This is a genomic window from Hyphomicrobiaceae bacterium (assembly GCA_041397645.1).
Taxonomy (GTDB): Bacteria; Pseudomonadota; Alphaproteobacteria; order Rhizobiales; family Hyphomicrobiaceae; genus Hyphomicrobium_B.
Genome location: JAWKWE010000005.1, coordinates 204563 through 217639 on the forward strand (window position 1 = coordinate 204563; position 13077 = coordinate 217639).

11 protein-coding genes are annotated in these 13077 nt (G+C 60.7%); 8 read left to right on the forward strand and 3 right to left on the reverse strand.

What is annotated here, in order from left to right:
* Window positions 1-34 precede the first annotated feature (34 nt).
* Window positions 35-643 carry a hypothetical protein gene (locus tag R3D51_14780; protein ID MEZ5900747.1) on the reverse strand — a complete coding sequence of 203 codons (609 nt, stop codon included), beginning with the start codon at window positions 641-643 and terminating at the stop codon, window positions 35-37.
* Here R3D51_14780 and R3D51_14785 point away from each other — a divergent pair, their 5' ends adjacent.
* The 3 genes from R3D51_14785 (at window position 644) to R3D51_14795 (ending at window position 3557) form a co-directional block, all read left to right on the forward strand.
* The gene (locus tag R3D51_14785; protein MEZ5900748.1) at window positions 644-2083 is read left to right on the forward strand and encodes a malonyl-CoA decarboxylase; all 1440 of its coding nucleotides are present in this window, start codon (window positions 644-646) and stop codon (window positions 2081-2083) included.
* Between the two features lie 129 nt (window positions 2084-2212).
* The gene (locus R3D51_14790) at window positions 2213-3190 is read left to right on the forward strand and encodes a neutral zinc metallopeptidase (protein ID MEZ5900749.1); all 978 of its coding nucleotides are present in this window, start codon (window positions 2213-2215) and stop codon (window positions 3188-3190) included.
* 151 nt (window positions 3191-3341) lie between these two features.
* Window positions 3342-3557: a DUF2892 domain-containing protein gene (locus R3D51_14795; GenBank protein ID MEZ5900750.1), complete on the forward strand. Its 216-nt coding sequence runs from the start codon at window positions 3342-3344 to the stop codon at window positions 3555-3557.
* 81 nt (window positions 3558-3638) lie between these two features.
* On the opposite strand, the gene R3D51_14800 is transcribed toward R3D51_14795, so the two are convergent.
* Window positions 3639-4766 (reverse strand): hypothetical protein, encoded by a 1128-nt coding sequence (locus tag R3D51_14800; GenBank protein MEZ5900751.1) that lies wholly within the window; start codon window positions 4764-4766, stop codon window positions 3639-3641.
* 369 nt (window positions 4767-5135) lie between these two features.
* On the opposite strand from R3D51_14800, the gene glmU reads away from it, so the two are divergent.
* The 4 genes from glmU (at window position 5136) to R3D51_14820 (ending at window position 10749) form a co-directional block, all read left to right on the forward strand.
* Entirely contained in the window at window positions 5136-6491 is a 1356-nt protein-coding gene (gene glmU / locus R3D51_14805) for a bifunctional UDP-N-acetylglucosamine diphosphorylase/glucosamine-1-phosphate N-acetyltransferase GlmU (GenBank protein ID MEZ5900752.1), read from the forward strand.
* 180 nt (window positions 6492-6671) lie between these two features.
* Window positions 6672-8492: a glutamine--fructose-6-phosphate transaminase (isomerizing) gene (gene glmS, locus R3D51_14810; GenBank protein ID MEZ5900753.1), complete on the forward strand. Its 1821-nt coding sequence runs from the start codon at window positions 6672-6674 to the stop codon at window positions 8490-8492.
* A gap of 129 nt (window positions 8493-8621) precedes the next feature.
* Window positions 8622-9878, forward strand: coding sequence for an SPOR domain-containing protein (locus R3D51_14815; GenBank protein ID MEZ5900754.1), 1257 nt, complete (start codon window positions 8622-8624; stop codon window positions 9876-9878).
* A gap of 40 nt (window positions 9879-9918) precedes the next feature.
* On the forward strand, window positions 9919-10749 hold the full coding sequence (locus R3D51_14820) for a DUF502 domain-containing protein (protein MEZ5900755.1): 831 nt from the start codon (window positions 9919-9921) through the stop codon (window positions 10747-10749).
* Window positions 10750-10763: 14 nt separating this feature from the next.
* On the opposite strand, the gene R3D51_14825 is transcribed toward R3D51_14820, so the two are convergent.
* The gene (locus R3D51_14825; GenBank protein ID MEZ5900756.1) at window positions 10764-11444 is read right to left on the reverse strand and encodes an HAD family hydrolase; all 681 of its coding nucleotides are present in this window, start codon (window positions 11442-11444) and stop codon (window positions 10764-10766) included.
* A 167-nt stretch (window positions 11445-11611) separates the two neighbouring features.
* Between R3D51_14825 and R3D51_14830 the strand changes: the two genes are divergently transcribed.
* Entirely contained in the window at window positions 11612-13057 is a 1446-nt protein-coding gene (locus R3D51_14830) for an NAD-dependent succinate-semialdehyde dehydrogenase (GenBank protein MEZ5900757.1), read from the forward strand.
* Window positions 13058-13077 lie beyond the last annotated feature (20 nt).

Below are 13077 nucleotides of genomic sequence, written 5' to 3' on the forward strand. Positions count from 1 at the left end.
ATGTGCGCTCGCCACCCTGGCGGCCGCCAGCCGCTTATGCGTCGATCGCTTTCTTTACCTCGAAGACTTCCATGATGCGGCAGCCCCGGTGCGGGCCGTCGACCACGAAGGTCCACTTTCCTTCCGTGAACGTGTCACACATCTTTACGCCTTTTACGAGGATCCAGTGGCCTTCTTTGCCCTTATGAATGGCCAGGATGTAATAGGACCAGGCGTTGCGCGGCTTTTGCATCCACGTCCACAGGGTCGGACGCTCTTTGCGCGCCTTGTTGAGGTGGGTTTCCTTCAGCACCATCCGGTAGCCGAAATGCGCCAGTGCAGCCTCTACCTCGTCGGAGTAGGTGCCACGGACGACAGGCTTGCGGCCCGCAGGGATATCCCGGCCAGCCCGGATCACGTCCTCGATCTTGGAAATGCCGTATCCGGTGATCGCGGACAGCACATAGGGCCCGCAAAAGGCAACCCGGCCGGTGTCATTGGTGACCGTATTAAGGCTAGAGGCCGGCCGCCCGGCGCTTACGGGGTCGTCCATGGTGAAAGCACCCTTGCGCGAAACGATGATGAGACCGACATGCTGATAGGCTATCGTTAGCGAAACGTTAACGCGCAGCCCTAAACCCGTGTGATTTCGGAGGTCCGGCATTTGAACGTTTCATTCCTTCAGGAAATGATGAACACGCTTGCCGAACAGAGCCGGGCGCTTCTGCCCAAGTCGCTGTTTGGCTCCGAAGACGAGGACAATATCGAGGCGCTGTCGCGTGCGTTGATATCAGGGCGGGGCGAGGCGTCGGGCGTTGCCATCGCTCGCCAGCTTCTCAACCGGCTGAAATCCGCCACGCCGGAAGAGCGCAAGCACTTCTACACCTATCTCGCGGAGGAGCTGCAACCCGATCAGGCTCAAGTCCGGGCGGCGGCGGAGGCCTATCTGGCGCACTCAGGTCCCGAAACACTCCGGGCGCTACATCAGGCAACGGTAAGCCCGAGACGCGAGTTCTTCCGCCGATTGAACTTGGCGCCCGGCGCTACCGCCGAACTCGTCGCCTTGCGACATGAGATGTTGCGTTTACGCAAATCGGAGCCCGCCGTTTCGATCATCGATGCGGATCTGGAACGGCTGCTTCAGACTTGGTTCAATCGCGGCTTTCTGGTCCTGCGCCGCATCGACTGGCAGACGCCAGCGGCTATCCTGGAAAAAATCATCGCGTATGAGGCCGTTCACGAGATCAAGGGCTGGGATGATCTGCGCCGCCGATTGGATCCCATGGATAGGCGCTGCTTTGCCTTCTTCCATCCCTCGCTGGTGGATGAGCCGCTGATCTTTGTCGAGGTCGCGCTTGCAAGCGAAGTGCCCGACGCCATCGAGCCATTGCTCGAAGCGCGCCGCGGGCCTGCCGATGTGGAACCGACGACCGCCGTCTTCTATTCGATCTCCAACTGCCAGGATGGTCTTAAGGGGATTTCGTTCGGCAATTTCCTGCTCAAGCAGGTGGTGGAGGAACTCGTGCGCGAGCTTCCCTCGCTCAAGACATTCGTGACGTTGTCGCCCGTTCCCCACTTTGCCCGCTGGCTTGACCGAGCGATTGCGAGCGGAGATGCAAAGCTCGTTTCGCCGCAGGACCGCGAGATCCTAGCCGTTTTGCGCGATCCGCGCTGGACGGAAGTGGCGCGCGAATTGGGGCCGCAGGCCGCCCCTCTAAGAACCGTGCTATTGCAACTCGCAGCGCATTATTTCCTGCTGGCAAAGTCCAGCGATCAGCGTCCGGTCGATCCGGTTGCGCGCTTCCACCTAGGCAATGGCGCGCGGCTTGAGCGGATCAATTGGCTCGCGGATACTTCCGAGAAGGGCCTGCGCGAGGCCCACGGCCTCATGGTCAACTATCGTTACGAGTTATCGGAGATCGAGAAAAACCATGAAGCTTATGCTGCCGACGGCACGGTTGCCGCCGCGCGCGCCGTTCGGGCCTTGCTGAAGGCGCCAGCGAAGCAGAAAACGGCTGCCTCCGGCGATCGGGAGCCGGTTGCCGCTGCCGAAGGAACGCTGGCCATTACGGCCCGCAAAAGCAAGGATTTGCTCCGCCGGTGAGCCGGCAAAAAGTTGGCGTCGGCGCGATATCTGAGCAGAGACTTGTTTTGCCGTTTCTGGCATGCACTATGCTCGAAACTATCGATCACCTGGCGGTACTGCCGCCTGAATGAATGACAGAGGCCCGCTATGCGTTACGGCGACGATGATAGGCAAAGCACGAACGTTGAGGATCGCCGGGGCGAAGGTGGCTTTGGCGGGGGCCGTGGCATACGAATTCCGATCGGTGGCGGGGGCGGATTCAGCCTGACCACGCTGCTGATCATCGGCGCCATCATGTTGTTCATGGGTATCAACCCGCTCGATATTCTGCTTGGGCCGCAAGGCGGCGGTGGCGGCGGCAAGATCGAGATGCCGCAACTGCCACACTCGGAGACGCAATCGCCTTCGGGCCGCACGCAGGTCGACATTCCCGGGCTTCCCGGCGAAGGCAAGACGACCACAGCAACCGGGCCGGAGAGCGAGGACCAGATGAAGGTCTTCATCTCGCGCGTCCTCGCCGACACAGAGGATGTGTGGACGCGCGTATTCAAGAGCTTTGGTCAGACTTATCGGGATCCGCCGCTGGTGCTGTTCTCCGGCTATACGCGCACCGCGTGCGGCGCGGGCCAAGCCGCGATGGGTCCGTTCTATTGTCCGCTGGACCAGAAGGTCTACATCGACCTAGCTTTCTATGAGCAGATGAAACGTCAATTCAACGCGGGCGGCGACTTCGCGCAGGCCTATGTCATTGCCCATGAGGTTGGCCATCACGTTCAGTACCTGCTTGGCATTGCCGAGCGTGTTCAGGAACTGAAGGGCCGCGTCGATGAACGCACGGCCAACCAGATTCAGGTCCGCATGGAGTTGCAGGCTGATTGCCTTGCTGGCGTTTGGGCGAACCTCAACGACCAGATGAAGAACAGGCTGCAGCCGGGCGATGTCGAGGAGGCTCTCAACGCGGCGACCCAGATCGGCGATGACATGATTCAACGCAAGATGACGGGACGTGTGGTACCCGACGCTTTCACGCACGGAACCTCCAAGCAGCGCGTTCGCTGGTTCACACAGGGGTTGCGCGAGGGACGTATGGAAGTTTGCGACACTTTCAATGCCACCGACCTTTGAGGGCGGATGAGACGGGCGACGCAATTGGTTGAGGCTTGATCGCGGTCAGCTTGCGCTGACCGCGATTGGCTTAAATATCGCCAATGGCGCTGGTGAGGTTTTGTGAGATCAGCGTAAGCCCTACGGAATAGACGTACGTCAGGAGGCGGCGATGACCACAAACATGTCCAATCTCGACCGCGGAGCACGCCTTATCGTTGGAGCCATACTTATTGCGTTGGCTCTGGGGTTGCACGATCCCGCCAACTTGCCAGCTTCAAAGATGTGGTGGGGCTGGATCGGCGTCATTCCTATCGTGACGGCTTTGGTCGGATGGTGCCCACTGTACCGCGTCTTTGGCTTTAGTACCTGTAAAAGGGCGGACTAAGCCGCGCGCGAACGCACCAACGCTTTGCCTGCACTGGTGCGAGTTAAGAGGCGTATCCGCACCCCTCCAACCTTTCAGAATTCACAGTGCGGCGCCGATGTAGTTGGCCACCGTGCACGGCACGTTCTGAGCAATCAACGACTTGCACAAGCGTTGCGCCTCAGCCGTCGATTTTAGCGGGCCAGCGATCAGGTCGTAGGTCGGATTGGACATGTCGCCTCGGGCCACGTAGCGCGGCCGGAGTCCATTCAAGCTGTCGCGGTGGCGGTCTGCCAATAAGCTCCAGCTTAGACGCAACGAGTCGAGCGACGCGCCGGACGAGATCTGAACGCCAATGCCGGCGCCGGCCGTTTTTACTTCAGTCGCGCCGAAATCCACCGGATCGCTGGAAACATCCGCGACAGTGGACTTCCAGGATTTCGCTTGTGCTTCCTTGGCTGGAGCTTCCTTCGCTGGCGGGGCGGATTTGGCAGTCTTGATGGGCTTGGCGTCCTGCGTCACGCTTCCGGTTTCCAGGCTGCTCTCGGGAGGTGCATTCACGAGCTTAGGCTGCTGCGGCGATCCGGCTTGCTTGCCGGTTGAGGCATGTGTTTCGGGTGTTAGAACGGCTTTTGGCGCGGTGACGGCGCGCTGGCCCTGGTTGCCGTCGGGTTGCGGCTCGGAAGTGTCGAGAGCTGCACCCGACGAATGCGCAAGGCGGTCCTGCAGCGCTACCAGTTGAGCGCTGAGGGCTTTTGTCTGTTCGGCTGAGGTCGCAACTTCGGTCTTCACCTTCGCGATCTCAAGCTGCACCTGGGCCATGCTCTCCTTTAGGCCGCTGACGTCGCTGACGAGCCGGGCGGCAGCGCGCTGCCCCTGGCTGGATTGCGGATCGGTGATGTACGCGGAGGTCGGAGAGAGATCATCAATCAACGCAGGTTCTACCAGCATGATCCCCATGTAGGCTGCGGCCACCAAACCGAGCATCGACCACAACACGACCTTGGGCGTGAACAAGGGCCGCTTGGACAAGGGCACGCCAGATCCTTGCGCGAGAGCCCCTTGAGCGCCCGAACCGGGCAGGTTGGTCGGCGAGAAGTCTGCAAGTGAGGGTGCTGGCGACAAAGCGGGCTGTTGGGGCGGCAAAGGGCGGTGTCCGCCACTGGCGCCGGGAGCGGGCGGAGGCATCGCATGGCGAGGACCTGGGCGGGCTGAGGGCGTCACGGTCATAAAAAGCTATCCTGTAATCGTGTAGCAAAGATCAGCCCGCCTGAAATGCAATGGCCGTGCGGGTCGGCAAAATGGGCATGCACGTGATTCGCAACTGAAATTGATGGTGACGAAGGGTTCGCCGGGCGGCAACGCTCCGGCGCGGAACTGGCAAGCGAACCTGTGGATGACGGCGTCGTGGTCACGGCCCAAATGCCTGATCGAGCCCATTTTGTGCCGATCGGCGGTAAATCCCCGCCGTTGCGTCATCAGTGTTAAAGACCCTCTCCCCTTGCCCAAGGTGGGCCCGCAAGGCTATGCGTGCACGCCGGGAACCCGCCGGCTCTGGACCGCGCTGGCGCGGGCGCAACCCCGATATCAGGATTGCCGATGACTGCCTCTCCGCTTCTCACGATCGTACTGGCTGCCGGCAAGGGCACCCGCATGAAGTCGGCGATGCCAAAGGTGCTGCACAAAGTGGCCGGCCGGAGCATGCTGGGCCACGTTCTAGCCGTCGCGCAGTCGTCGAGAAGCGACCAGATCGCCGTTGTCATAGGCCCGGGCATGGATGCGGTGGAGAAGGCCGCGAAGGCAGATGCGCCGCAATCACAGATCTATATTCAACCGGTTCAACAGGGTACCGCCGACGCAGTGCTGGCGGCGCGCGAGGCGCTTGATGCGCATGGCGGCGACGTGATCGTGCTGTACGCCGACACGCCACTGATCCGCGAGCAGACCATTGCGCGACTTCGCGAGCGTTTGGATATGGGCGCTGCCGTCGCGGTACTTGGCTTTCGATCACACAATCCCGCCGAATACGGCCGCTTGATTACAGGCACCAAGGACGAGCTGATTGCCATTCGCGAGTACAAGGATGCGAATGCGACCGAGCGCGCCATTGATTTGTGCAACTCGGGCGTGATCGCTTTTCGTGTGCCTAAACTATCAAGTTTGCTAGGGCGCATAGGCACCGCAAATGCCAAAGGGGAGTATTATCTGACCGATGCGGTTGAGCTCGCCCGCGCAGACGGTCTTTCGGCCGCCGTTGTGGAGTGTGAGGAGGAAGAGGTGTTGGGCGTCAACGCCCGCGATCACCTTGCGCACGCCGAAGCAATCTGGCAGCGCCGCCGTCGCAACGAGCTAATGCAGGAGGGCGTCACCATGATTGCGCCCGACACAGTATTCTTGTCGCACGACACCCAGATCGCCCGCGACGTGATCGTCGAGCCTAACGTCTTTTTCGGGCTCGGCGTCTCGGTTGCGGAAGGCGCCGAGATCAAATCCAATTGCTATCTCGAAGGTGCGAGTGTGGGGGCGCGTGCCCGCATCGGACCGTTCGCACGGCTGCGTCCGGGCGCAAAACTCGCCGAGGATGTCCACGTTGGAAACTTCGTCGAGATAAAGAATGTGGCGATGGGGCCAGGCGCTAAGGCTAATCATCTCGCCTATCTCGGCGACGGCAGCGTTGGGGCTAAGGCCAACGTCGGGGCGGGCACCATTTTCTGCAATTATGACGGTTTCAATAAGACCCGCACCGAGATCGGCGATGGCGCGTTCATAGGCTCGAACTCATCGCTCGTGGCGCCAGTCAAGATCGGCGCAGGAGCTTACGTGGGGTCGGGCAGCGTCATCACCAAGGACGTGTCGGCGGGCAGTCTTGCTTTGGAGAGGGGTACCCAGGAAGAGCGGCCCGGTTGGGCTGAGAAATTCCGCACGATGATGGGGCGCCGTAAGGCCAAATCTTAACTGAGCACGCATTTTGCAAGGCTCGGTTCCGTAGTTATTGATAAGATTTTGTTGGGCGTCAGACGCGTCATCCTGAAACATTCTGTGAGTTGAGCAACACGTTAACCTCGCTACCCTCGTTACGACGAGTCGGGGGCACGGGGCCGGCTTTCACAAATCAACGCATAAGGGTTTGACCGCATGTGTGGGATCGTTGGCATTCTTGGTAAGTCGGCTGTCGCGACCGATCTGGTCGATGCGCTTCGCAGATTGGAATACCGCGGCTATGACTCCGCCGGGATCGCGACCGTGGAATCCGGCCACCTTGAGCGCCGCCGTGCAGAGGGCAAACTCAAAAATCTAGAAAAGCGGTTGCTGACGGAGCCGCTCGAAGGCCGCACCGGCATCGGGCATACCCGGTGGGCAACGCATGGGCGCCCGACTGAGCGCAACGCCCATCCCCACATGACGCCGCAAGTATCGGTCGTGCATAACGGTATCATCGAGAACTTCCGAGAGCTGCGCGCTGATCTGGAGAAGAAGGGGCACGTCTTCGATACCGACACCGATACGGAGGCCGTCGTTCATCTCATCTCCCATTACATGCAAGAGGGCCTAGAGCCGGTCGAGGCCGTGCGGTTTGCCCTCGGCGAGCTTCAGGGCGCCTTCGCGCTTGGCATCATCTTCGCGGGTTACGATGATCTCATGATTGCGGCCCGCCAGGGTTCTCCCCTCGCCATCGGTCATGGCTCGGGAGAAATGTATTTGGGCAGCGATGCCATCGCGCTTGCGCCTTTTACCGATGCAATCACCTATCTCGATGAGGGTGACTGGGCCGTGATGCACCGCTCCGGCGTTGAGATATTTGACCGCTCCGGCAATCACGTCGAACGTCCGATGGTGAAGTCCGTCGCCAGCTCGCTGCTGGTCGACAAGGGCAACCATCGGCACTTCATGGCGAAGGAAATTCACGAGCAGCCCGAAGTCATCTCGCACACGCTCGCCAACTACATCGATATGGCGGCAGGAGAAGTCCGCTTCCCCGATCTTGGAATCGATTTGGCGAAGATTTCCCGCGTGACGATCTCTGCTTGCGGCACCGCCTACTACGCGGGGCTGGTTGGCAAGTACTGGATCGAACAACTGGCGCGGGTTCCTGTCGAGATCGATATAGCGTCCGAGCTGCGTTATCGCGAAGCGCCGTTGCCCGAGGATGGTCTTGCCGTCTTCGTTTCGCAGTCCGGCGAGACCGCCGATACCCTTGCCACGCTGCGCTATTGCAAGGCGGGCGGCCAGCGGATCGCCTCGATCGTCAATGTGCGCACGTCGACGATTGCGCGCGAATCCCACGCGCCGCTTCCCACCTTGGCTGGTCCTGAAATCGGTGTCGCGTCCACCAAGGCCTTCACCTGCCAGCTTTCAGTCCTTGCCTGCCTGGCCATTGCGCTTGGCCGCGCCCGCGGCTCCATCACCAGCGAAAAGGAGCAGGAGATCGTCCAGGCGCTGATGGAAGTTCCGCGCCACATCTCTTCCATCATTCGCAACGAGCAGCAGTTCGTAGAGATCGCACAGGAGCTTTCGAAGGCGCGTGACGTGCTCTACCTGGGTCGTGGCACGTCCTACGCCATCGCTCTTGAGGGTGCGCTGAAGCTCAAGGAAATCTCGTACATCCACGCTGAAGGATATGCTGCAGGCGAGCTTAAGCATGGCCCCATAGCGCTCATCGATGAGAATGTTCCCGTCATTGTAGTCGCGCCCGACGATGCGCTGTTCGAGAAAACGGTTTCGAATATGCAGGAGGTTGCGGCCCGTGGTGGCCGTATTATTCTGATTTCAGACGCGTCAGAGGAAAAGGTTTCCTGTAAATTGGCCGCGCATATCCAAATGCCTCACGCCGCCAGTTTCACCAGCCCGCTTCTATATGCTGTGCCCACACAGCTGCTTGCGTACCATACGGCCGTGGTTATGGGCACCGACGTGGATCAGCCGCGGAACCTAGCGAAATCCGTTACAGTGGAATAGCGGGGAAAAGGCGGATACTCCAAGGCCCTAGATTTGCCTCCTTGACGCGCATGTTCTAGTTTCTCCGCAGTAATGCGGGGTAGTTAGGCGTTCAGGAAAACGACGGCTTTCGGGGGAAGGATCCGGTTTATGAGCATTCTGACGCGAAACGCGCCGGTTGTGACGGTTGCGGCGTTCGCGATGTTGTGCCTGGTTGTGCCAAGTCACGACGCATTCGCTGCTTCCAAGAAGTCGCCTCAGGCCGCCGATGCCGCGGCTGAGGCTAAGAAATCTTATGAAGGCGGCGTCAAAGCCTACCAGACCGGGCGCTTCCAGAACGCCGTCGATCAACTCAGCTCTGCGTTGCGCGGCGGTGGCTTGAGCAACGCTCAGATGGCGCGCGGCCTCTACTACCGTGGTCTCTCCTATAAGAGACTCGACAAGCCAGGCTTGGCGATATCGGATCTCACTAGCGCGCTGTGGCTCAAGAACGGCTTGAGCGACGATGAGCGCAAGATGGCTACCGCCGAGCGCGCCGAAGCCTACAAGTCCGCTGGACTGGGTGATGGCAATAGTGGCGCCGAGCACGTTGCTAGATCGGACCCGAAAACCGAAACTCCTGCTCCTGCAGCAGCACCCGTTGCCGCGGCCGCGCCAGCGGCGGCAAGTGCGCCTGCTGCGGCCTCGACGTCTGCCTCCACCGCCCCGCAGAGTTCCGGTGGCGGCGTACCTCAGCCTTTGTCGATGGGCGCGGAAACGGCCGCAGTCGCCCCGCCGCCCAACACCCAGCGTCAAGCGTCGCCGCCCGGAGTGGCAGCCTTCGAACAGTCTGCAGTCGGGACCGGGAGCACCTCGACTTCGGCCGGTGCTGCTGCGAGCTCGACAGGCATCGGCACCTTCTTTTCCAACCTGTTCTCGGGCGGCTCTAGCAGTATGCCGGCCACCCCGGCAGCCGAAGCTTCGGGCGTGACGACCGCTTCGACGTCTCAGGCCATGCCTCAGTCGTCGAGCTGGGCTAACGGCGCTCCCGTGGCCGCAGGGGCACCTCCGGCTACCCCTAAGGCGACCAAGACGGCGGCGGCTGAGCCGGTTCCTGCGCCCGTTCCGGCGGCAGCACCCGCATCGACCAAGAATGCCTCCAAGTCCAAAACATCGAGCGGAAAGTACAAGCTCCACATCGCAGCGTTGCGGTCTCGGGCGGCGGCGGAAGCTCTGGCCCAGAAGCTGATGCAGGAGCATGCTAATGACCTCCACGATCGTCAGGCGTCGGTGGACGAGGCGGTGATCGGCTCGATGGGGACCTTCTATCGCGTGCGGGTCGGTTCATATAAGACTGCCGAAGAGCCGAGAGGGCTTTGCAACACGCTGCGCAATAGTGGATATGATTGCCTCGTCGTAAGCAACTGAGGCGTACCGCATCAAGCGGTGCGCTCACCGGGACCGGATAATGAGCGCGCAGCCTCCGAAGTCACCAAAGTCCGCCGAGCGCGACCGGAGCGAGGCTCAGCTGACTGCGGGGCTCAAACGGCTCGCGCGCGACGACAGGTCTTCCGGCTGGCATCTTGGTGCGCGTCTTCGCAACGCATTTTTGACCGGGTTGCTGATCGTCGGCCCGGTGACGATCACGCTCTACATCATGTGGTGGTTGATCAACCTCGTGGATGCGTGGATCAAGCCGCTGCTGCCCACGCACTACAACCCGGACACCTACCTGCCGTTTCCGATGCCGGGCATTGGTCTTCTGGTCGCAATTCTTGGCCTGACGATCATCGGCGCACTGGCGGCAAATCTGTTAGGGCGCTCGCTGGTCTCTACCGGCGAACTGATGCTGGGCCAGATGCCGATCGTGCGGAATGTCTATTCCGCCATCAAGCAGATCTTCGAAAGCGTCATCACCAGTGCCGGACCCAACCAGAGCTTTCAGAAGGTCGGGCTTATTGAGTTTCCGTCCAAGGGCCTTTGGTCGTTGGTGTTCGTGACCGGCGAGACGACCGGCGAGATCGTCGACGCAAAGCCGGGTGGCGAAGGCGATCTTCTCACAGTCTTCATGCCGACCGGCATTGTGCCGCCGACCGGGTTTATTTGTTTTGTGCCCCGCCGCGACGTGCTGCTGTTGAGCATGTCCGCTGAGGAAGCAGCCAAGGTGATCCTGTCTGCGGGTATCGTGATGCCCGATCCCGCCGCAAAGCTGAAAGACCTTTCAGCCAAGGAAGTTTCGGGCCATCGCGCCGCGCGCATGTTCAATTGGACGGGATCGGAAAAGCCCAAGAAGGATTGAGTGCTGAGACGCGCTCAAATTGCGTGGCGCGCCTGCAGATTTGCGATTGCGCCCGCGAGTTCGTCATAGTGCGAGATGATGACGTCGGGCGAGAATCGCTGAACCGGCTCCACGCTGTATCCGAAATCAACGGCAACGACCGGCACGCGCGCCGCCTTTGCGGTCGCGATGTCGGTTTCGCTGTCACCGATCATGATGGCGCGGCGGGCATCGCCGTGCGCAAGATCGATGGTGCCGGTGAGATGGCGCGGATCAGGCTTGCATGCTTCCAGAGTATCGCGCCCGGTCAAGGCAGAGAAATGCCGCGTCATGTCGAGCGCGTCGAGGAGCAGGCGTGAGTGCGATTCAATTTTGTTCGTACATACCGCAAGCCGGGCGCCTTGCGCCGAGAACGCCTCAAGCGCCGTGATGATGCCGGGATAGGGACGGCTTTTTACGGCGATGTTCGCCGCATAATACTTGAGGAACACCTCGAACAGATCTCGCAGTTCATCGTCGGGCACGCTGCGCCCGTGAGCGGCGAGTGCACCGCGGATCATGGCGAGCGCGCCATGGCCGACGAAGTAGAGAATTTCCTTTTCATCGACCGCGGGCAGGTCGAAGCGCTCCAGAATGTGATTGGTGGCCGCCGCAAGGTCTGGCGCGGTGTCAACTAGTGTGCCGTCGAGATCGAATACGAGCGTCCAGCCTTGCATCTTAGCGTTAACTCCTTTGCGTGCTGCGACGCCCCTATAGGCTAATGCGGGCCGGCTTTCCAGGGCCTGTCTTGCATGGCACAGGCCGGAGGCTTAGATGTGTCCCTGCGTGTGCCGATGCACGCGCTTCAAGGATTGCTCAAGCCTCAAGAAAGTTCGTCGCAGGCATGGATAAGAAAGTCATCACGCTGTTGAAGTCGCAGGCCTACATCGACGGCGCATGGATCGGCGCGCCGGGTTTTGCGGTTGTTGACAAGGCGACGGGCGAGGAGATCGCGCGCGTTCCCGATCTTGGCGCGGAAGATGCGCGGGTTGCGATCGGCGCAGCGCATCGGGCTTTCATGCCGTGGTCGAAAATGCTCGCCAAGGAGCGCGCCGCGATCCTGCGGCGCTGGTATGAGCTGATCCTCGACCATGCTGATGAGTTGGCGTTGTTGCTCACCAAGGAGCAAGGCAAGCCGCTCACCGAGGCCAAGGGAGAGGTCGTTTACGGTGCAGGCTTTGTCGAGTTCAATGCCGAGCAGGCCAAACGCATTTATGGCGAGATGATTCCGACGCATAAGCCGGATGCGCGCGTCATGGTGACGAAGCACCCAGTGGGCGTGGTCGCGGCCATCACTCCGTGGAATTTTCCTGTCGCCATGATCACCCGGAAAGTGACGCCGGCCCTCGCTGCCGGATGCACAATCGTCGTGAAGCCTGCGGAAGATACCCCGCTGTGTGCCCTGGCTCTGGCTGCGCTCGCCGAAAAAGCGGGTGTGCCCAAAGGAGTGTTCAATGTTCTGACTTGTAAGCATCCTCGTGCGGTTGGAGAGGTGCTGAGCACAGATCCGCGCGTTCGCATGATCACGTTCACCGGCTCGACTGAAGTCGGCAAGATCCTCACGGCGCAAGCTGCGGGCACTGTGAAGAAGGTTGGGTTGGAGTTAGGCGGCAACGCACCGCTCATTGTGTTTGACGATGCTGACATCGCCAAGGCGGTCGCGGGCGCCATGGCGTCGAAATTCCGCAATGCTGGTCAGACGTGCGTGTGTGCGAACCGCATCCTGGTGCAGGCGGGCGTGTTCGACACCTTTGTCAACGCCCTAGTTGCCGAGGTTGGCAAGCTCAAGGTCGGCGTCGGCACAGAGTCGGGCGTCTCTCAGGGCCCGCTCATCAACGCCGACGCGATCGAGAAGGTGGAGGCACATCTTGCCGATGCCACGTCCAAGGGCGCGAACATTGTCGAAGGCGGCAAGCGCCATATGCTCGGCGGAACCTTCTTCGAGCCGACCGTCGTGACCGGAATTGATCGTTCCATGCGCATGTGGAACGAAGAAACGTTTGGCCCGGTCGCCGGGATAACGCGCTTTGAGAGCGAGGAGGAGGCCGTCGAGCTTGCTAACTCTACGCCTTTCGGCTTAGCGGCCTACGTTTTCACGCGCGATCTCGCTCGCACCTTCCACATGAGCGATGCGTTGGACTTCGGTATTGTCGGGATTAACGAAGGTCTGACATCGACAGAAGTCGCTCCCTTCGGCGGTGTAAAGGAAAGCGGTCTTGGCCGCGAAGGCTCGCATCACGGCGTGGAAGAATTCGTTGAAATGAAATACACCCTCATAGGCGGGCTCTGAGCGGTTACACGCTGCGGAGC